Source organism: Microbacterium sp. Y355 (assembly GCF_059445345.1).
Genome location: NZ_JCAIUD010000001.1, coordinates 2649786 through 2668303 on the forward strand (window position 1 = coordinate 2649786; position 18518 = coordinate 2668303).

The 18518-nt window shown below is 66.3% G+C and carries 19 protein-coding genes; 11 read left to right on the plus strand and 8 right to left on the minus strand.

The annotated features are described in order from the left end of the window. Nucleotides 1-106: 106 nt before the first annotated feature. The 3 genes from AC1C2O_RS12750 to AC1C2O_RS12760 are packed head-to-tail and all read left to right on the plus strand — an operon-like array spanning nt 107 to nt 2454. Nucleotides 107-1216, plus strand: coding sequence for a zinc-binding dehydrogenase (locus tag AC1C2O_RS12750; protein WP_495430809.1), 1110 nt, complete (start codon nt 107-109; stop codon nt 1214-1216). A 36-nt stretch (nt 1217-1252) separates the two neighbouring features. Continuing rightward, a complete protein-coding gene (locus AC1C2O_RS12755) occupies nt 1253-2002 on the plus strand; it encodes an SDR family oxidoreductase (protein ID WP_495430810.1) in 750 nt (249 codons plus the stop codon). Further along, nucleotides 1999-2454, plus strand: a complete 456-nt coding sequence (locus AC1C2O_RS12760; RefSeq protein ID WP_495430811.1) for a MaoC family dehydratase — start codon at nt 1999-2001, stop codon at nt 2452-2454. The genes AC1C2O_RS12755 and AC1C2O_RS12760 overlap by 4 nt, the downstream gene beginning before the upstream one ends. A 66-nt stretch (nt 2455-2520) precedes the next feature. Here the strand turns inward: AC1C2O_RS12760 and AC1C2O_RS12765 are convergent, their stop codons facing one another. Then, nucleotides 2521-3744: an acetyl-CoA C-acetyltransferase gene (locus tag AC1C2O_RS12765; RefSeq protein ID WP_495430812.1), complete on the minus strand. Its 1224-nt coding sequence runs from the start codon at nt 3742-3744 to the stop codon at nt 2521-2523. A gap of 37 nt (nt 3745-3781) precedes the next feature. After that, the gene (locus tag AC1C2O_RS12770) at nt 3782-5014 is read right to left on the minus strand and encodes an acyl-CoA dehydrogenase family protein (protein ID WP_495430813.1); all 1233 of its coding nucleotides are present in this window, start codon (nt 5012-5014) and stop codon (nt 3782-3784) included. Between the two features lie 112 nt (nt 5015-5126). Between AC1C2O_RS12770 and AC1C2O_RS12775 the strand changes: the two genes are divergently transcribed. The 5 genes from AC1C2O_RS12775 to AC1C2O_RS12795 all read left to right on the plus strand — a co-directional run bounded on the left by AC1C2O_RS12775 (nt 5127) and on the right by AC1C2O_RS12795 (nt 10304). Beyond that, nucleotides 5127-5783: a QsdR family transcriptional regulator gene (locus AC1C2O_RS12775; protein WP_495430814.1), complete on the plus strand. Its 657-nt coding sequence runs from the start codon at nt 5127-5129 to the stop codon at nt 5781-5783. Between the two features lie 48 nt (nt 5784-5831). Beyond that, nucleotides 5832-6242 (plus strand): acyl-CoA thioesterase, encoded by a 411-nt coding sequence (locus tag AC1C2O_RS12780; protein ID WP_495430815.1) that lies wholly within the window; start codon nt 5832-5834, stop codon nt 6240-6242. A gap of 167 nt (nt 6243-6409) precedes the next feature. Next, nucleotides 6410-7459: a phosphotransferase family protein gene (locus AC1C2O_RS12785; protein WP_495430816.1), complete on the plus strand. Its 1050-nt coding sequence runs from the start codon at nt 6410-6412 to the stop codon at nt 7457-7459. Continuing rightward, nucleotides 7459-8673 carry an acyl-CoA dehydrogenase family protein gene (locus AC1C2O_RS12790; protein ID WP_495430817.1) on the plus strand — a complete coding sequence of 405 codons (1215 nt, stop codon included), beginning with the start codon at nt 7459-7461 and terminating at the stop codon, nt 8671-8673. The genes AC1C2O_RS12785 and AC1C2O_RS12790 overlap by 1 nt, the downstream gene beginning before the upstream one ends. A gap of 56 nt (nt 8674-8729) precedes the next feature. Next, nucleotides 8730-10304 (plus strand): AMP-binding protein, encoded by a 1575-nt coding sequence (locus AC1C2O_RS12795; protein WP_495431735.1) that lies wholly within the window; start codon nt 8730-8732, stop codon nt 10302-10304. Here the strand turns inward: AC1C2O_RS12795 and AC1C2O_RS12800 are convergent. Then, nucleotides 10270-11193, minus strand: coding sequence for an MmyB family transcriptional regulator (locus tag AC1C2O_RS12800; protein ID WP_495430818.1), 924 nt, complete (start codon nt 11191-11193; stop codon nt 10270-10272). The genes AC1C2O_RS12795 and AC1C2O_RS12800 overlap by 35 nt on opposite strands. A 144-nt stretch (nt 11194-11337) precedes the next feature. Between AC1C2O_RS12800 and AC1C2O_RS12805 the strand changes: the two genes are divergently transcribed. The 3 genes from AC1C2O_RS12805 to AC1C2O_RS12815 all read left to right on the plus strand — a co-directional run bounded on the left by AC1C2O_RS12805 (nt 11338) and on the right by AC1C2O_RS12815 (nt 13335). Beyond that, on the plus strand, nt 11338-12318 hold the full coding sequence (locus tag AC1C2O_RS12805) for an SMP-30/gluconolactonase/LRE family protein (RefSeq protein ID WP_495430819.1): 981 nt from the start codon (nt 11338-11340) through the stop codon (nt 12316-12318). A 151-nt stretch (nt 12319-12469) separates the two neighbouring features. Beyond that, nucleotides 12470-12949 (plus strand): hypothetical protein, encoded by a 480-nt coding sequence (locus tag AC1C2O_RS12810; RefSeq protein ID WP_495430820.1) that lies wholly within the window; start codon nt 12470-12472, stop codon nt 12947-12949. After that, nucleotides 12949-13335, plus strand: a complete 387-nt coding sequence (locus tag AC1C2O_RS12815) for a hypothetical protein (RefSeq protein WP_495430821.1) — start codon at nt 12949-12951, stop codon at nt 13333-13335. The genes AC1C2O_RS12810 and AC1C2O_RS12815 overlap by 1 nt, the downstream gene beginning before the upstream one ends. A gap of 68 nt (nt 13336-13403) precedes the next feature. Here AC1C2O_RS12815 and AC1C2O_RS12820 read toward each other — a convergent pair whose 3' ends face one another. From AC1C2O_RS12820 to AC1C2O_RS12840, 5 genes are read right to left on the minus strand one after another with little or no spacing between them, the layout of a single operon-like run. Next, nucleotides 13404-14690, minus strand: a complete 1287-nt coding sequence (locus tag AC1C2O_RS12820; protein WP_495430822.1) for an ABC transporter substrate-binding protein — start codon at nt 14688-14690, stop codon at nt 13404-13406. Nucleotides 14691-14702: 12 nt separating this feature from the next. After that, complete coding sequence (locus AC1C2O_RS12825; protein ID WP_495430823.1) at nt 14703-15863, minus strand: branched-chain amino acid ABC transporter permease; 1161 nt, start codon at nt 15861-15863, stop codon at nt 14703-14705. Then, on the minus strand, nt 15860-16738 hold the full coding sequence (locus tag AC1C2O_RS12830) for a branched-chain amino acid ABC transporter permease (RefSeq protein WP_495430825.1): 879 nt from the start codon (nt 16736-16738) through the stop codon (nt 15860-15862). The genes AC1C2O_RS12825 and AC1C2O_RS12830 overlap by 4 nt, the downstream gene beginning before the upstream one ends. Beyond that, nucleotides 16738-17472, minus strand: coding sequence for an ABC transporter ATP-binding protein (locus AC1C2O_RS12835; protein WP_495430826.1), 735 nt, complete (start codon nt 17470-17472; stop codon nt 16738-16740). Before AC1C2O_RS12835 ends, AC1C2O_RS12830 begins: the two co-directional genes overlap by 1 nt. Further along, nucleotides 17469-18182 (minus strand): ABC transporter ATP-binding protein, encoded by a 714-nt coding sequence (locus AC1C2O_RS12840; protein WP_495430827.1) that lies wholly within the window; start codon nt 18180-18182, stop codon nt 17469-17471. The genes AC1C2O_RS12835 and AC1C2O_RS12840 overlap by 4 nt, the downstream gene beginning before the upstream one ends. Nucleotides 18183-18518 lie beyond the last annotated feature (336 nt).

Consider the following 18518-nt stretch of genomic DNA (forward strand, 5'->3'; position numbering starts at 1 on the left):
CTCACCATACTGGGATGCCGAGATCGCACATGACTAGATTACATACCGCCTGGTCGGTATGATTATTGCAGAGTCGCGCGTTGACGCGTGGCCATAGGGAGGTCGGATGCTCATCCGCGGAGCCGTGCTTGAGATATCCGGTGCTGAACCCCCGTTCGCACAGTCCCGGCCGTTCACGGTCGGCGAGGTGGAGCTGGATCCTCCCGGCCCCGGCGAGCTGCTCGTGCGCATCGAGGCTGCGGGCGTCTGTCATTCCGATCTGAGCGTCGTCGACGGCACCCGTCAGCGTCCGATGCCGATGCTGCTCGGCCACGAGGCATCCGGCATCATCGAGCTGGTCGGACCCGGTGGCTCCGACATCACCATCGGCACCCGCGTGGTGATGACATTCCTGCCCCGATGCGGCGACTGCGAAAACTGCCGGACGGACGGACGCCTCCCCTGCATCCCGGGTTCCGCGGCGAACAACGGCGGCACCCTCATCGGCGACGGCATCCGCTTGCACCGCAACTCGGCGACCGGTGAAGACATCCACCACCATCTCGGCGTGAGCGCATTCGCGACGCACGCGGTCGTCAGCCGCACCTCAGTCGTCACTGTCGACGACGACGTGCCAGCCGAGATCGCGGCGCTGCTCGGCTGCGCCGTGCTCACGGGCGGCGGAGCGGTGATCAACGCGGGCCGCCCCGCATCGGGTGACCGCGTCATCGTCGTCGGACTCGGCGGCGTCGGCATGGCCGCTCTGCTCGTCGCCGCAGCTCTCGGTCACGAGGTCATCGGCGTCGACGCCGTGCCTGCGAAACTCGATCTCGCGCGCGAACTCGGCGCGTCCTCCGCGTATCTCCCGGCAGAAGCGGTGGATGCTGGATTGCACGGGCCGGTAGTGATCGAGGCCGCCGGCTCCGCGCGCGCATTCGAGACCGCCCTCGCACTCACCGCGCCAGGAGGCACGACCGTCACCGTCGGCCTGCCGGCGCCTGATGCAACGGCCACGGTGTCTCCGCTGCAGCTGACCGCACAGGCGAGGACCATCATCGGCAGCTACCTGGGGTCTGCCGTACCGGAGCGCGACATCCCTCGCTATGTCGAGCTCTGGCGCGCCGGTCGCCTTCCACTCGAGCGACTGGTGTCATCCCGCATCCGCCTCGACGAGCTACCCGAGGCGATGGACCGACTCGCCACCGGCAGCGAACTGCGCCAACTGCTCACTTTCTGAACCACTCAGCCCTAGCCCCCACCGAAAGGACCCTCCATGACCCGCACCGCCATCGTCACAGGAGCCGCACGCGGCATCGGCGCCGCAACGGCCATTCGTCTTGCCGCCGACGGACACGCCGTCGCTGTTCTCGACCTGGATGAAGCCGCTTGCGCAGGCACCGTGCAGACCATCATCGACGCCGGAGGCCGCGCCATCGCAGTCGGCGCGGACGTCGCCGACGCCGATGCGGTGGCCGCAACCGTCGACCTGATCGCCGCCGAACTCGGCGCACCGACGATCCTGGTGAACAACGCAGGGATCATCCGCGACAACCTGCTGTTCAAGATGACCGAGGATGACTGGGATTCGGTCATCTCCGTGCATCTGCGCGGTGCATTCCTGATGAGCCGGGCGGTGCAGAAGCATCAGGTCGAGGCCGGCTGGGGTCGGGTCGTGAACCTGTCGAGCACCTCGGCACTCGGCAACCGCGGCCAGGCGAACTACGCCGCCGCGAAGGCCGGAATGCAGGGCTTCACGAAGACCCTCGCCATCGAACTCGGACGCTACGGCATCACGGCAAACGCGATCGCGCCGGGGTTCATCGTCACCGATATGACCCGTTCGACAGCCGAGCGCGTGGGTGTCGGCTTCGATGAGTTCGTTGCGCACATGCCGAAGGAGATCCCGGTGGGCAGGGCAGGGCAGCCCGAGGACATCGGCGCCGCGGCATCCTTCTTCATCTCAGAAGAGGCAGGCTTTGTCTCGGGCCAGGTGCTGTACGTGGCAGGAGGGCCCGCGTCATGAGCATCGTCGCCGCCCACCCGTCGGAACTCGCCGAGGCGATCGGGGCACATGCCACCGGCGATTGGTTCACGATCGATCAGGCGCGCATCCAGGCATTCGCGGATGCCACCGAAGACTGGCAGTGGATCCACCTCGATGCCGAGCGCGCGGCGTCAGGGCCGTTCGGCGCCAACATTGCACACGGGTACCTCACCCTCTCGCTGCTGCCGCGCCTCACCGAGGGGCTGCTGCAGGTCGACGGTGCAGCAATGGTCGTGAACTATGGCCTCGACAAGGTGCGTTTTCTGCAGCCGGTGACGGCCGGATCCCGCGTGCGTGCGGTCACGGAGGTCACGTCCGTCGAAGGCGGTGTGCAGGGCTGGCGCGTCGGGATGCGCACGACGGTCGAGATCGAGGGCTCTGAGCGTCCGGCGCTGGTCGCCGAGACAGTCGCCCTTTTCATCCCGGCGTGACTCGCGGCACAGGAAGAGGCGCGGACCCGTCCGGGCCGCGCCTCTTCCTGCTGTGGTTGGATGCCGTTACATCCGCTCGAGCACCATCGCCATGCCCTGGCCGCCGCCGACGCACATCGTCTCGAGCCCGTAGCGGCCACCGGTCACAGCAAGCCCGTTGAGCAGCGTCGACGTGATGCGCGCACCGGTCATGCCGAACGGATGTCCAACGGCAATCGCCCCGCCGTGCACGTTCAGGCGTTCCTCATCGATGCCGAGCTCACGTGCTGAAGGGATCACCTGCGCGGCGAAAGCTTCATTGATCTCGACGAGGTCGATGTCGGAGATGTCGAGCCCGGCCAGGGCGAGCGCGCGTCGTGAAGACTCAACGGGCCCCAGCCCCATGACCTCCGGCGACAGAGCGCTCACCCCGGTCGAGACGATGCGCGCCAGCGGCTCGAGCCCCAACTCCTCCACGACGCGATCCGACACGATGACGACAGCCGCTGCCCCATCATTGAGCGCACAGCAGTTGCCCGCAGTGACCGTTCCGTCCGGACGGAACACCGGCTGCAGCCCTGCAAGGGACTCGGCGGTGACCCCGGCGCGAGGTCCGTCGTCGGCGGAGACCACCGTGCCGTTGGCGAGGGTCACCGGCGTGATGTCCCGCGCCCAGAACCCCGACGCGATCGCCGCCTCGGCCCGTTGCTGCGACCGTGCGGCGAAGGCATCCTGCTCGTCACGGGTGATGCCGCGCACCTGCGCCACGTTCTCGGCTGTCTGACCCATCGCGATATACGGATCCGGCAGCGCCCCATCGCGCCTGGGGTCGGTCCACGCCCCAGCGCCGGCCGTGCTTCGCGACGTCGAGCGCGCGACGGCAGCGCCGAACGCCGGGTTTTCGATCACATGTCCTGGCGAGGCATCCGCTGCGCCCTGCGCATACCGGCTGACCATCTCCACCCCGGCCGAGACGAAGACATCGCCCTCGCCGGCCTTGATCGCGTGGAACGCCATCCGGGTGGTCTGCAGCGATGATGAACAGTAGCGATTCACCGTGGTGCCTGGCACGGTGTCAAGCCCCAGCAGCACCGACACGATGCGCGCGATGTTGAATCCCTGCTCACCGGCGGGCTGGCCGGTGCCCAGCAGCAGGTCGTCGATGCGGGCCGGGTCCAGCCCCGGCACCTTGTCGAGCGCGGCCTGCACCATGCGAGCGGCGAGATCGTCACCGCGTAGCGAGACGAGCGATCCCTTTCCGGCGCGGCCAATCGGGGAGCGTGCGGTGGCGACGATGTATGCCTCGGGCATGAGATCTCCTGTGGTGGTGTGCGCGTAACGTGACGGGTCAGACGAAGGCAGGGATGCCGGTGATGGCCCGCCCCACGATGAGGGAGTTCATGTCGTAGGTGCCCTCGAATGTGTAGACGGCTTCGGCATCGGCGAAGTACCGTGCGACGCCGTGATCGAGCTGGATGCCATTGCCACCGCAGATCTCGCGACTTCGGGCCACGACCTCGCGCATCCGCTTTGTCACGAATGCCTTCGCCATCGCGGAGTGATGATCGCGCTGCGCGCCCTCATCCTGCAGCTGCGAGACGCGCATGCACATGGCGATGGATGCCGTGATGTCGGCCAGCGAGTCGGCGAGCTTCTGCTGCACGAGCTGGAACGAGGCGATCGGCTTTCCGAACTGAATACGGGTCTTGGCATATTCGACGGATGCCTCGTAGGCGCCTACTGCGACTCCGAGCGCCTGCCATGCGACATCCGCGCGGGTGAGGCGAAGCACCACCGCGAGGTCGCGGAAGCCGTCGATCTTCTGTAGCCGGTCACTCTCCGAAACGACGACGTTCTCGAGCACGATGTCGGCGTTCTCGACCGCGCGCAGCGACTGCTTGCGCTCGATCTTGGTGCCGGTGAACCCGATCGCCGGCGTGCGCACGAGGAACCCCTTGACCTGATCGTCGGCAAGGTCGCGCGCCCAGATGACGACGAGATCGGCGAAGGCGCCGTTGCCGATCCAGCGCTTCGCGCCGTTCAGCACCCATTCGTCGCCGCGGCGCTCCGCCGTGGTCTCCAGGCCCTTGGCCGTGTCGGAACCATGATCCGGCTCAGTGAGACCGAATGCAGCTACCAGTTCGCCGGCGGCAAGCGTTGGCAGCCATTCGGCCTTCTGCTCGTCTGACCCACCGACCCAGATCGCGGTCATCGCCAGGCCGCTGTGCACACCAATGAAGGTGGCCGTTGACGGGTCGGCGCGGGAGATCTCCATCGCTACCCAGCCACGGAAGACCGCGCTGTTCTCAAACTGCCAGGTCTCAGGGAAGGCGTTGCCGTACAGACCCAGCTCCGCGATCCGTGGCACCAGGTGACGCGGGCTCTCCGCGCGCTCCCAGTGGTCATCGGCGAAGGGTCGCACTTCGGTGTCGAGGAACCTGCGGATCGAGCTCAGGGCGCGCTGCTCGGTGTCGGTGAGCCGGCTCTGGAACTCGTAGAAGTCGGCGGCCAGCAGCGGAGCGGGTGCGGCATCCACCAAAGCACGTGAGCCAGGGGCGGTTGAGGTGAGGAAGGACGTCATGGTGTCTCCGATCGTCGGTGATCACGATCGAGTATGCATCATTTTTGAGAACGTTGCACAACAAATTTGGAAACGTTGCGATTGACCAGTGCTGCGCGGGTAGAGTTCTCGCATGACCAGCGCGACCATCGCTTCCACCACCGGGGCCGCAGTGACGATCGCCGACGCCGGCCTGATCGCGGCACCCTCCTGGCTGTCAGAACGCCTGAGCACGCACGCCGATGCACGACGCGCATTCGACGCCGCACGGGAGAGCTTCATCGCCGGCCACCGCATCGACATGGGCAGCCTCGCCGCCTCGCTCGGCATCGAGCGCACCTCGCTGTTCCGCTGGGTCGGCAACCGCGACGCGTTGCTCGGCGAAGTGCTCTGGTCGCTGGCTGTTCCGACACTCGTGCAGGCCGAGCATGCGACCGCCCAGCTGAGCAGCGGCGAGCGTATCGCCGGCATCCTCACGCATTTCGTCGATGACCTGATTACGGCCGAGTACTTCCGTCAGTTTCTGCGCCGCGAGCCGGCCCGCGCGCTGCGCCTGCTCACGACCAAGGAAAGCCCCATCCAGCGCCGCTATGTCGCGACCGCCGAGTGGCTGGTGCGTCGCGAGATCGGCGACGAACCACTTGGCGGCGCGATCGATCCGGCAGGGCTCGCCTACCTGCTGGTGCGGATGTCGGAGTCGTTCACCTACGCCGACCTGATCTCCGGCGACCAGCCCAGCGCCGCGCGTGCCCGCATCGCCTTCCGGCTACTACTGCGCGTCGACGACTGAGGCCCGGCCACCACTCGCGAGCACTCGCGACGACTTGAGGAGAACACCATGTCGACATTCCGCGTGCACGAGCCATTCCCGACGCGTTGGAGCGACAACGACCAATACGGGCACATCAACAACACCGTCTACTACCTGGCGATGGACACTGCCGTGAACGCCTGGATGATCCGGGAGGGCGGACTCGATCCCCAGGGTGACGCGATCGCTCTGTGCGCAGCATCCTCGTGCGAGTTTCACGCCTCGGCGGCGTTTCCGGACCCGCTCGCGGTGGGCATCGGCATCGAGCGCCTCGGCACGACGAGCATCACGTGGGAACTCGGCATCCTGCTCGGGGATGAGCAGATCGCGACCGGTCGTTTTGTGCACGTGTTCGTGGATGCCGTGACCCGCAGACCGGCGCCGGTTCCGGCATCCATCAGGGAAGCGATCGAGTTTCAGATCACCCCCGTGCACTGAGCCCGCACACCTGCAGGGCCGATGAACGGATGCAGTGCCATTCACCGGCGTTTCGCCCTGCATCCGTACGATCTCCGTGCATCTGTGCGAGGAGTAGTCGCACATACCGACCATCCGGTATGGTATTGGTGACGGCTCATCGACGAGCCGCAGGAAGGCGGGCGCAGATGTCTGAGGTACCAGGGCTCGACGTGACGGCGCTGACCGCATGGCTGGCTGCCGTGCATCCCGACCTCGCGCCTCCGCAACGTGCCACGGGTGCTGCGCTGCGCGCCGAGGTCATCGCCGGCGGCCGCAGTAACCTGACGTACGCCGTCGAGGGGGCGACGATTCCACTGATCCTGCGCCGTCCCCCGCTCGGACACGTGCTCTCCAGCGCGCACGACATGGGGCGGGAGCACCGCGTGATCTCCGCCCTCGCGCACACAGCGATTCCGGTTCCGGCTGCGGTGGATTTCGTCGACGACACCGGCGGGATCATCACCGGCAGCCCGTTCTTCCTGATGGAGCGCGCGCCTGGGCGTGTACTCGCATCGCCCACCCAGAACGCCGACTACTCCCCCGCGAGCCTGCACGCGCTGAGCCTCAAGCTGGTGCGACATCTCGCCGACCTGCATGCCGTCGACCCAGCGGAAGTGGGCCTGAGCGACTTCGGTCGCCCCGATGGGTATCTGCACCGTCAACTCGCCACCTGGCGACGGCAGCTCGATGCCTCACGCTCACGTGAGACCCCTGACCTCGACCGCCTGCAGGCGACGCTCGCCGGCGGCGTACCCGAGACGGTGCGCACCGGCATCGTGCATGGCGACTATCGCCTCGACAACGCGCTCGTCGATGGCCCGCGCGACCGCCCGCACATCTCCGCGATTCTGGACTGGGAGATGGCCACCCTCGGTGACCCGTTCGTTGACCTCGGCATCTTCGCGCTGTACTGGGACGTCGCCGATCTACCCGGTGGCGCCGGAGTCGTTGCAAGCGCCGTCGACCCGGCAGCCGGGTATCCCGCATTCGGCGAGCTCGCCGATGCATACGCGGCGCACGCCGGCATCACCCTGCCAAACCTCGACTGGTATCGCGCCTTCGCGGCGTACAAACTTGCCGTCATCCTTGAGGGCATCCACTACCGCTTTCGCGCAGGCGACACCGTCGGCGAAGGATTCGAACGCATGGGTGGGCTCGTCGAGCCGCTCGCGAGAAAAGGACTGCAGGTGCACTGATGGACTTTGCTCTGGATGCACGAACGATCGAAATCACCGCGCAGGTGCGCGCCTTTCTCGATGAGGAGGTGTTCCCGGCCGAGCCCACCCTCGACGCGCAAGTTGCCGCAACACCGGGCGAGTGGACGTTCCGTCCGATCGTTCGTGAGCTGCAACAGAAGGCTCGCGAACGCGGGCTGTGGAACCTGTTCCTGCCGGGCGACGCCGCCGCGACGGGAGCCGCCGGGCTGACGAACCTGCAGTACGCCGCGGTGGCCGAGCTGACCGGATGGAGTCCCCGGCTCGCGCCGGTCGCGTTCAACTGCGCGGCACCCGACACCGGCAACATGGAGGTGCTGAACGACTTCGGCACCCCCGAACAGAAGAAGCAGTGGCTCACCCCGCTGCTGAATGCCGAGATCCGCAGCGCGTTCTGCATGACCGAACCGGATGCCGCATCCAGCGATGCCACGAACATCGGCACCAGCATCCGCCGTGAGGGTGACGAGTACGTCATCAGCGGACGCAAGTGGTGGTCGACGGGAGCGATGAACCCGGACGCCGCGATCTTCATCGTGATGGGCAAGACCGATCCGGATGCCGCTCGTCACCGCCAGCAGTCGATGATTCTCGTGCCACGGGACACTCCTGGAGTGCAGATCGTGCGCCCACTGACCGTGTTCGGTTACGACGACCGTGACCACGGCGGCCATGCCGAGATCGTCTTCGAGGACGTGCGCGTGCCCGTTTCGAACCTGATCGGGGAGGAAGGCGGCGGCTTCGCGATCGCGCAGGCGCGCCTCGGCCCCGGTCGAATCCACCACTGCATGCGCGCCATCGGCATGGGCGAGCGAGCTCTCTCGCTGCTGATTACTCGCGCCAACGAGCGGCACGCGTTCGGTCGCGCCTTGGCCGAGCAGGGCGTGATCCGCGAGTGGGTGGCCGAGTCGCGCATCCAACTGGAGGCCCTGCGCCTGCTCGTGCTGAAGACCGCCTGGCTGATGGACACCGTCGGTAATCGGCAGGCATCGACGGAGATCCAGTCGATCAAGATCGCGGTGCCGCGCGCGGTGCAGACGATCATCGACCGCGCAATTCAGGTGCATGGCGGTGCCGGCGTCTCTGGTGACACCCCGCTCGCCGAGCTGTATGCCGGCATCCGCTCGCTGCGAATCGCCGACGGTCCCGACGAAGTGCACCTGTCGAGTCTCGGTCGCGCGCAGCTGCGCCTCTGATCGACTCTCAACCACCATCCGCACACGCACGCACCATTCACGTCAAAGGAGACATGATGACCCACACCCCTGACCCCGCCATCGACGGCCCCGGTTTCCCGACACTGTCAGTCGCCGGGATCCTCGCCGAATCTGCCGTTCGGCACGCCGACCGCACGGCCGTGCATTTCGCCGGCACCGCGACCACTTACCGCGACCTGTGGGACCAGACACGTGCGTACGCCGGTGCCCTGCGAGACCGCGGCATCGGCAAGGGCGACCGCGTAGCGATGCTGATCCCGAACGTGCCCGACTTCGCGCGCGTCTACTACGCAGTGCTGTCGCTCGGCGCGATCGCGGTGCCAGTGCATCTGCTGTTCAAGTCAGAGGAGATCGCCTACGTGCTGCGCGATGCCGAGGCGGATCTGCTCGTGGTCGCTGCCCCGCTGCTCGGTGAGGCGATTCCTGCCGCGCAGCAGGCTAGCGTTCCCCTGACCACCGTGCTGCTTCCTGCGGATGCCGGTATCGAGCTTCCTCGCCTGGAACGTGAGGCTGGTGCAGCCGCGCCGATCGTGCGGCACGTCGCGACCGGACCGCTTGATCCCGCGACGATCCTCTACACGAGCGGCACGACGGGCACCCCGAAGGGCGCGGTCGGCAGCCATCTGTCGATCATTGAGCAGGTGCACTGCACCCTCATTGATGCCTTCGACATCCGCGCAAACGACATCGTGTTCGGCGGGCTGCCGCTGTTTCACACCTTCGGCCAGACCGCGGTGATGAACATCGCGTTCCGGGTTGGCGCTGCGGTGATCCTGCTCCCCCGGTTCGATCCCGACGAAGCGCTCACACTCATGGTCGAGCATCAGGCGACCGTGTTCACGGCCGTACCGACCATGTATGTCGGGATGCTCGAGGCTGCTCGCCGCTCGCCCGCGCGTCCGCCGCTGCGATTCGCGGTCTCTGGCGGTGCCGCCTTGCCGGTCGCCGTGCTGGAGGCGTTCCACGACGCCTATGGTGCGGATGTGCATGAGGGGTACGGTCTCACCGAGACTGCGCCGACGGTGTCGTCGAATCCGCTCGGCATTCCGATCCGACCTGGCACCGTCGGTCGCACCCTGTGGGGCGTCGATGTGGCGATCGCGGATGCCGAGATCGATGACCGCATCGTGCTCGACGACTCAGGTGAGAGCCTCGGCGAAATCGTCGTGCGCGGGCACAACCTCTTCAAGGGCTATCTCGGACGCGCGGAGGCCTCGGCCGCCGCGGTCGTCGACGGATGGTTCCGTACCGGTGATCTCGGCACCTACGTCGATGGCGTGCTGACGGTCGTCGACCGCAAGAAGGACATGATCGTACGCTCTGGGTACAACGTGTACCCCACCGAGGTCGAGGCAGTGCTCGCCAGGCATCCTGGTGTCGCTTCCTCCGCTGTGTTCGGTGTGCCGGACGACGTCAAAGGCCAGGAGGTGCACGCCGCGGTCGTGGCCCTCGAGGGTGTGGAGCTCGACACCGAAGAGGTCATTGCCTTCGTGCGCGAGCACATCGCCGCGTATAAGTACCCGCGCGTCGTGCACCTCGTTGCGGAGCTGCCCCTCGGTAGCAGCGGCAAGGTGCTCAAGCGTGCGCTGGTGGAGCAGTACTCTCGCTGAGCGCGCTCGGAACGGCGTGATCTAGAGCGGCACGGTCTAGATCGGCATGGTGCAGAAGTGTCAGTCCCTCCCGCGATGCCGATCCGGCAGGGGCGGTGTGCGTCACCAGCACCTGTGCAGAGATGCCAGGCGACTGCAACGACTGCTTCGTCACCGTGAGCGAGCCCACCAGCGGATGGCGCAGTTCGTAGACCACGGTGTTACGAGCCTGCACACGATTGTCCGCCCACAGCCGGGCGAACTCCGCGCTCTTCATCGACAGCATCCCGATCAGCGAGGCCAACCCGGTGTCGTCCGGATACTTGCCGACGGCCAACCGAAGGTCACCGACGACAGCCCGGCTCTTCGCCGGCCAATCCACGTAGAGCACCCTCAGTGCCGGATCGAGAAAGACCAACTCTGCAAGCACGGGCCGAGACTGCGGATGCTGAGGGGCGTCGTAGCCGAGATGCGGAGTGAGCAGCGCATGGCCGAGCCGATTCCAGGCGAGGACCTCGCTGCGACGCCCCAGTACCATCGCCGGGATGTCCGGCATCGAGTCGATCAGTTCGAGGAACGCCGGATCAGCTGATTCCACGCTGCGTGAAGCGCGCGCACGAAGCGTCCCCACATGATGTCCTGCCAAGGTGTGCAGGTGCGCACGCTCGTCGGCGTCGAGCAACAGAGCCGCTGCGAGGGAGTTGAGCACCTGCGCAGAAGCGCCACTTGCCTGGCCCTGCTCAAGGCGTGTGTAGTACGAGGCGCTGACTCCGGCCAGCATCGCAAGTTCCTCGCGGCGCAACCCCTCCACTCGGCGGTTATCGCCGTACAGCGTCAACCCTGCCTGCTCGGGGGTGATCCTGGCGCGGCTCGCACGCAGGAACATCCCGAGCTGATTCATCTCGGTCATCACCCCATTGTGCCTGCGACCGCCACCGTGTGGGTATCCCGCTCAGGGATACCCACACGGCGGGCTGGCCCGTTCTCGACCACGGTCGCACAGTGGAATTCGGGCATCCCCCCGCACCGACACCAACCAAAGAGGTACACACTCATGTTCACCAACCGACTCGCCATTACCAGTCTCGGCCTGCTCACTGTGGGAGCTGCACTCACGCTCAGCGCGTGCGCTGCTCCAGCGGCCCCTGCCGACGCGTCACCCGCAGTCTTCTCCCACGCGACCGACGCCAGCATCGTCGCGTCCTTCGACCTCACCGCCGGGCAGCTGCCCGAAAACATCGTGAGCACCGCCGGCGACGCCGTTGCGGTCACCTTCGCGGCCAGCCGCCAGATTGCCGAAATCTCCGCCGCTGGCGATGTCGACATTCTGGGCACGCTCCCCGCACCCGCCGGGGGCGGCACCGCCACCCCCGTGCTCGGTTTCCCCCTGGCGACCGGTCTCGCACTCGTCGACGACGCGTACTACGCGCTGTACGCAACCGGGGAGGCAGACACCACCGGTTTGTGGAAGCTCGACGCCGACGGGGAGTTCACGCTGGTCGCATCGCTCCCAGCGACCGGTCTGCCGAACGGGCTCGCCTACGACGAGCAACACGACCAGTTCCTCGCCGCAGACTCAGTGCTCTCTGCGATCTACAGCATCACGCTCGACGGAGAGGTGTCGACCTGGTCGAAGGGTGCCGAACTCGCTCAGGACGGTTTCCTCGGTGCGAACGGCGTGCAGTTGCACGGCGGTGATGTCTACGTCTCGAATCTCGACGCCGGAACGATTCTCCAGATCGACATCCAGGATGACGGGGCTGCAGGCGAGATCACCGTCGCAGCCGATGATCTTGTCGGCGTCGACGACTTCGCCTTCACCGGACGCGAGGACCAGATCGTCGCGACGCTCGATCCGAGCAGTGAAGTCGTCCTTGTAACCAACGGCGAGCGCACCACGGTACTCACCGAAGACGACGGCCTCAGCAATCCCACCTCGGTACTCGTGCAGGATGACACGATCTACGTGCCCAGCGCCGCCTACGTCACCCAGGACAGCCCGAACCTGTTGACCGCCACCCTCACCGGAAAGTAGTAGGCGGCAGCGGGTAGTCACTGCCGTTGACTACTCGCTGCCAGCCGGGAGTCAGAGAGGCGTGAACGGCGGGTGCTCTTGACAGCCTCCGACGCATCGTTCATCCTCACAACTAGATACACGCAGGTTGTGTCGAAAAGGATGTCTGCTCATGACGTCGTTCGCCCTCTCGCTCACCGCGCTCGTGCTGATCGCGCTCCTGCTCGGCGTGCATCTCACCGGCTACTTTGCATTGAACCCTGCACTGCGGATGATGGACGCGAGCGTCTACGTTCCGGTGAAGCGCGCGATCGACCTCACTGCGCCCCGCCTCGCGAAACCGTTGATGCTCTCGTGCCTCGCAGTCACCGCCGCGGCGCTCGTCGCAGCCGCCTTCACCGGCGCCGTGATCGTTGTGGCAGCCGACGCCGTCACACTCGCCGCCCTTGTATTGGTCCTCCTCGCGATTCTGCGCGGCGACCTGCCAATCAACCGAAGGATGGCGAGCTGGTCGGCGGATAAACCACCTGCCGAGTGGCGCACAATTCGCGCCCGCTGGGAGCGCTTCTTCGGCCTGCGAGTCGCGGCGAACACTCTCGCGCTGCTCGCAAGCGGTTTCGCGGTTGTCATCGGTGCGATGGGACTGGCCTGATGGCTTTGTGGGCACCCGTGACCGCGCTTCTTGGGTGGATCGGTTTGTTCATCCATAACCTCGCCGACCTGCCAGGTCAGACGATCATGAGCGCAGAATCACTCATCCCTCTGCTCATCACCGCCGTTCTGGTCGCCCTCTGGTTCACACCGCTGCGTGAGGGTGCAGCGTGGGCACTGCTGGTGTGGGGAACGCTGAACCTCGCGGGTGCGATCGTCACCGTTCTGCCGCTGACGTTCCTGCCCTTTGACCCCGACCAATCGCTCACCCACTACGCCTTTCACCTCTTATACGGGCTCACTCAAATACCGATCATCGTCACAACCGTCATCTGGCTCCGGCGACGGCGCACACGGAAGAATGTTGCACCCAAGGCGATGAAGTAGCCGGGCCGTGCACGAAGAAGCGGCCCGGCTACTCCGAGCCGGGCCGCTTCTTCGTGAGGGACGTGAGGTCAGGACCCTGGCACGCCCTCAGCGGTGAGCGCCACCGGCGCCGGTTCGGCCGAGGTGACTTTGCCATCCTCGACCGAGTACGTCGTGCCGACGTAGTCCTGCACACCCTGATCGACGGTGCTGATGCCGACGCCGAGGTAGGCGGCGTGGCTGTCCTCGCTGAATGAGAGCGGCAGGATGCCGTTGCCGGCGAGGTCACCGGAGCGCACAGCATCCACCAGCGATTCGCGCGTCGGGTTCTCGCCTGCGGCCGCCAGCGCCTCCGCGAACAAATACGCGACACTCATGCCGTAGATCGTGTTGCCGTCGAACGGCGCACCATCGTTGTACTCCTCGTTGACCGTCTGGAACAGCGTCACCCAGTCACTGTCGCCACCGAGTGCGGGCAGGTAGTTCGTCCCCACGAATCCCTGCAGCAGCTGCGGTCCGACTTCTTCGCCGAGATAGCCGATGAGCGTCGGGTAGTCAGCTCCGGAGGAGGAAGAGAACCACTGCGGGAACCAGCCGAGCTGTGCAGCCGTACCCACCGCGAGAGCGGTGAAGCCGTTGATGGTTCCGAGGATGTTGATCTCGCAGCCGGCGGCCTTGAGTGCTCCGATCTGCGCGGTGACGTCCTGGTTGGAGGTCGAATAGCGCTCGACGTGGGTGAGTCCGCCCCCTCCGAGAACGAGTTCCGCGCCCTCGATCATCTCGTCGCCGAAGTCATCGTCCTGTCCGAGCAGACAGACCTTCTTGCCCGCGTACTCGTCGGTGGCGTACTGCGCGAGAGCTGCTGATTCGACGATGTAGTCGGCGTTGAATCCGAAGGTGAAGGGGTACTTCTCCGGATCGTTCCAGTTCGTGGAGCCGGAGGCGACGAACAGGTCTGGGACCTCGTTCTGGTTGAGGAAGTCGAGCACGGCCGTGTGCGGTGCGGTTCCCAGGCCGTTCACGATGGCGAATACCTCATCCTCCTGGACGAGCTCTCGAACGACCGTCTGGGTGGTGGCGGGGTTGTAGCCGTCATCCTTGACGATGTATTCAATCTCGCGCCCGTTGATCCCACCCTGCTCGTTCAGGTAAGTGAAGTAGGCGGTGGCCGCGGCCGAGATGGACGAGTAGCCAGCAGCTGCCGGGCCCGTGAGCGGCGTGTGCGTGCCGATCGTGACGGTGTCTTCGGTGACGCCGGGGGTTGCGGCGGCGGGATCATCTGCCGGTGCAGGAGTGCTGCATCCGGCGAGCGCGATAACGACAGCGGATGCCGTAGCGATCAGTGCGATCCTTCGACGCGGGGTGTGCTGTGACATGGGTCACCTCTTTCATTGGGTACGGGATTGCAGGATTGGTTCAGACGAGAGCAGTGGTGCGGATGCCGAGGCGCCGGATGCCTCGTCGGGGCCGGATGCCGTGACCGCCGCCGTCGGTGCGAGCGCTGTCGGCGGAGCATCCGTCGTTTGCCGGCGTATCGCGCGCAGACGAAGGCTGGCGAGTCCGCCGGGCCGCACGAGCATCGTGATGATGAGCAGGGCACCGAAGATGAGCACGGGGAGGTTGCCGGCGAGGCGCTGCGCGATCTCTGTCGGTAGCGGAAGCGCCGAGGTCGCGGTTCCGATGAGCCACGGCAGCAGCACGATCAGCGCAGAGCCGATCGCGGCACCGCCGATGCTGCCGAGGCCACCGAGCACGGCAGCGACAAGCAGCAGCAGCGAGAACGCCAGCGTGTAGGCGCCAGGGCTCACCGACTGTGTGACGAAACAGAGCACCGCGCCGCCGGCACCTGCCGCGACCGCGCTCACCACGAACGCGGTGACCTTTACCTGCGCGGCGGCGACGCCGTTGAGCCTGGCCGCCGTCTCGTCATCGCGCACGGCGCGCATCCGCAGCCCCAGCGTGCCGCCACGCAGCACCGCGAGCGTCGTGACGACCACTCCGGCGACGATGACGGCGACCCACGCCTGCCACTGCTCGAGGGCGATGATCGTGCGCAGTGCCTCCGGCACGCCGTCATAGGCGATCTGCAGCCCCTGGTCGCCACGGAACACTCCAGAGAACACCGCGGTGACGGCAGGAACCGCGATCACGAGCGCCAGAGTGACGCCGGCGAGATAGGGACCGCGCAGGCGAGCGGCGGCGAGACCCAGCAGCAGACCGAGAACGCCGGCCGCGAGGACGGCGACGATGAAGGCGATCAGGAATCGTGGCGCGCCTGCGACTCCTGCCTCAGTCAAGGCATTGGCAGTGAGGGCATAGCCGTAGCCGCCGGTCGCCATGAGGGCCGCGTGCCCGAGCGAGAGCTGACCGCTCTGGCCGACCAGCAGCGTGAGTCCTGCCACCGTGCAGAAGGTGGCGGCAATCGTGGCGAGCTGAAAGTTGCGGTACGGATCGAGCAGGAACGTGCCACCGATCGCGAGGATGGTGAGAATCACGCCGAACACGATCGTGCGACGCGGGCCGCGCAGCGCGGGCAGGATGCGGTTCATGCGCTGCGCGCCTCTCGTAGGGAAAACACTCCGCCTGGCCGCAACAGCAGCACGGCGACGAGCAGTACGAGTACACCGATCGGGGCGACCGTGGCACCGAGGTATCCGGTGACGAGCGTCATCGCGACGCCGACGACAAGGCCGCCTAGCATCGCGCCGGCGGGCGAATCCAAGCCGCCGACCACCGCGACCGCGAAGGCGTAGACGAACAGCATGTCGGTGGAGTGCGGGTTCAATCCGAGTTCCGTCGGTACCAGCAGGATCGCCGCGAGGGCCGCGACGGCGCTCGACAGCATCCATCCGATCGTCACCATCCTGTTCACCCGCACCCCCAGTACGCGCGACACTTCGGGGGCGAATGCCGCTGCGCGCAGCTGCAAGCCGAGCGAGGTGCGGGTGAACAGGAGTGCGAGGGCTGCCATCACAGTCAGCGCGACGAGCAGGATAAACAAATCGTTCGGAGAGAACAGCGGCACGCCGCCGACGGTGATCGGTGCGTCGTCGAACGGCGCCGCCATGGGCCGATACTGCGGTCCGAACAGGATGCCGAGCAGTGACTGCAGCACCATGACGATCCCGATCGCGACGATCACACCGGTGAGCGGACTCGCGTGCGGGGCGAATCGCATCACTCCGCGTTCGATGACGAGCCCGACAACCGCGCCGGCGATTAGGCCAGCGCCGAGTCCGGCGAAATAGTTGCCGGTCAGCGCGCTCACTGCGAAGGCGACGTAGGTGGCGACGAGCGCCATGGCACCCTGCGCGAAGTTGATGATGCGCGCGGCACGCCAGATCAGCACGAGCGACAGCGCGAACAGCGCGAAGATCGCGCCGCGGGCGAGGCCGGTGGCGAGAAGGAATGCGAGACGATCCATCAGAACCCCAGGTAGGCGTGTCGGAGGGCGGCGTCGCCGGCGAGATCGGATGCCGGAGCATCCGCCACCACACGACCGAGGTCGAGCACGACGCCGCGATCGGCGATGGAGAGAGCTCCGGTGACGTTCTGCTCGGCGAGCAGCACGGTGATGCCGCGCTGCGATGCGGCATCGCGGAGGGTGCCCATCAGTTGCGCAACCACGAGCGGTGCGAGGCCGAGCGAAGGCTCATCGAGTGCGAGGACGCGAGGCTCGGAGACGAGCGCGCGGCCCAGGGCCAGCATCTGCCGCTCGCCACCGGAAAGCTGATGCCCATCGGCGGTGCGGCGCCGGGCGAGCGGTTCGAACATCTCGTAAATGCCATTGATCGCGCGCTCGCGAGCGGCACCGCGATGCCGCCATAGGGCGCCGAGGCGCAGGTTCTCCTCGACGCTGAGCTCGGCAACGACACTCTGACCTTCGGGCACCAGGGCGAGGCCGCGTCGCGCGCGGTCTTCTGTGCGGAGGACGCCGAGATTGGTTCCGTCAAGCGTGATAGAACCGGATGCCGCAGGCACGAGCCCCGCGAGCGTTCGCAGCAGCGTGGTCTTGCCTGCGCCGTTGGCGCCGAGCAGCGCGACCACCTCACCGGGGCGAAGGTCGATGCTGACGTCGTGCAGAACAGGTGCGCCGCCGTACCCGACGGTGAGATCGCTGATGTTGAGGGCGGCGCCGGTGCGCGTGATGGTGGTCATGAGCTGACTTCCTCTGGGGTAGCAGCATCTGCCCTCACGCCGAGATAGGCCTCTTCCACGCGAGGGTCGGTTCGGACCTCGTCTGGGGAGCCTTGCGCGATGACGCGGCCGAAGTCCAGCACGACGATGCGATCGGCAAGGCCCATCACGAAGTCGACGTGGTGTTCGACGAGCAGGACGGCGCATCCGCTGTCGGTGACGGCGCGCACGGTGGTGGCGAGTGCATCGATGTCATCGGTGCCCAGACCGCCGGCAGGCTCGTCGAGCAGCAACATGGTGGGAGAAGAGACAAGGGCTCTGGCGAGGGCGACGCGCTTGCGGTCTGGGTAGGCGAGCGCCGCGACCGGACGATCAGCGAGCGCCGTGAGGTTGAGAGCTTCGAGCTGCGCGCTCACGGTGGTCTCGGCATCCCGTCGTCCGGCGAGCGGAACCCGGACGTTCTCGCGCACAGTCAGGCCGGGAAAAAGCCCGAGACCCTGCAGGGTGCGTGCGAGCCCATGCCCGGTGAGGCGTGCCGTGCGGCGCGGTGCCGGACGACCGTCGAGCGAGATGCTCCCCCGGTTGCGCACGAGACCGCAGATCGCGTTGAACACGGTCGTCTTGCCTGCGCCGTTCGGGCCGATGAGGGCGACGATCTCGCCGGGTCGGACGTCGAAAGAGACGTCGTCGACGGCAGTGAGACCGCCGAAAGTCACGGTGAGATGACTCACCTCTAGCCTCGCGGAAGGCTGGTCGGATTGCTGGTTTTGCGGGTACATCGGCACCTCTTCGTGTCGCTGGTTCGACCACTGTACCTCAGAAACCGACCGGGCGGTATGTAAATGTTGCAGAGCGTTGGATGGACCGACTGGGTGTCAGCGAGAGGTACCAACCAAGTGCCACCATCAGCTAAGACTTCACCTGGCTGAACGGACCTACTAACGGAACCTACGGCTACACCATCGGTTTCTCTGCCAATCACTCCGCAGAAACCGAGTCATGCGATGCTTCCAAGTTCTCCAGAGAACAACTGATCGCGCACGTGCAGAATTTTTTGAACTCGTTCT

Bases quoted from the DNA above. Each gene is read 5' to 3' on its own strand.
- AC1C2O_RS12790 (WP_495430817.1), top strand. From the start codon at position 7,459: ATGGACTTTGCTCTGGATGCACGAACGATCGAAATCACCGCGCAGGTG.
- AC1C2O_RS12810 (WP_495430820.1), top strand. From the start codon at position 12,470: ATGACGTCGTTCGCCCTCTCGCTCACCGCGCTCGTGCTGATCGCGCTC.
- AC1C2O_RS12815 (WP_495430821.1), top strand. From the start codon at position 12,949: ATGGCTTTGTGGGCACCCGTGACCGCGCTTCTTGGGTGGATCGGTTTG.
- AC1C2O_RS12825 (WP_495430823.1), bottom strand. From the start codon at position 15,863: ATGAACCGCATCCTGCCCGCGCTGCGCGGCCCGCGTCGCACGATCGTG.
- AC1C2O_RS12805 (WP_495430819.1), top strand. From the start codon at position 11,338: ATGTTCACCAACCGACTCGCCATTACCAGTCTCGGCCTGCTCACTGTG.
- AC1C2O_RS12750 (WP_495430809.1), top strand. From the start codon at position 107: ATGCTCATCCGCGGAGCCGTGCTTGAGATATCCGGTGCTGAACCCCCG.
- AC1C2O_RS12765 (WP_495430812.1), bottom strand. From the start codon at position 3,744: ATGCCCGAGGCATACATCGTCGCCACCGCACGCTCCCCGATTGGCCGC.
- AC1C2O_RS12800 (WP_495430818.1), bottom strand. From the start codon at position 11,193: ATGACCGAGATGAATCAGCTCGGGATGTTCCTGCGTGCGAGCCGCGCC.
- AC1C2O_RS12835 (WP_495430826.1), bottom strand. From the start codon at position 17,472: ATGACCACCATCACGCGCACCGGCGCCGCCCTCAACATCAGCGATCTC.
- AC1C2O_RS12770 (WP_495430813.1), bottom strand. From the start codon at position 5,014: ATGACGTCCTTCCTCACCTCAACCGCCCCTGGCTCACGTGCTTTGGTG.
- AC1C2O_RS12775 (WP_495430814.1), top strand. From the start codon at position 5,127: ATGACCAGCGCGACCATCGCTTCCACCACCGGGGCCGCAGTGACGATC.
- AC1C2O_RS12780 (WP_495430815.1), top strand. From the start codon at position 5,832: ATGTCGACATTCCGCGTGCACGAGCCATTCCCGACGCGTTGGAGCGAC.
- AC1C2O_RS12760 (WP_495430811.1), top strand. From the start codon at position 1,999: ATGAGCATCGTCGCCGCCCACCCGTCGGAACTCGCCGAGGCGATCGGG.
- AC1C2O_RS12820 (WP_495430822.1), bottom strand. From the start codon at position 14,690: ATGTCACAGCACACCCCGCGTCGAAGGATCGCACTGATCGCTACGGCA.
- AC1C2O_RS12795 (WP_495431735.1), top strand. From the start codon at position 8,730: ATGACCCACACCCCTGACCCCGCCATCGACGGCCCCGGTTTCCCGACA.
- AC1C2O_RS12755 (WP_495430810.1), top strand. From the start codon at position 1,253: ATGACCCGCACCGCCATCGTCACAGGAGCCGCACGCGGCATCGGCGCC.
- AC1C2O_RS12830 (WP_495430825.1), bottom strand. From the start codon at position 16,738: ATGGATCGTCTCGCATTCCTTCTCGCCACCGGCCTCGCCCGCGGCGCG.
- AC1C2O_RS12785 (WP_495430816.1), top strand. From the start codon at position 6,410: ATGTCTGAGGTACCAGGGCTCGACGTGACGGCGCTGACCGCATGGCTG.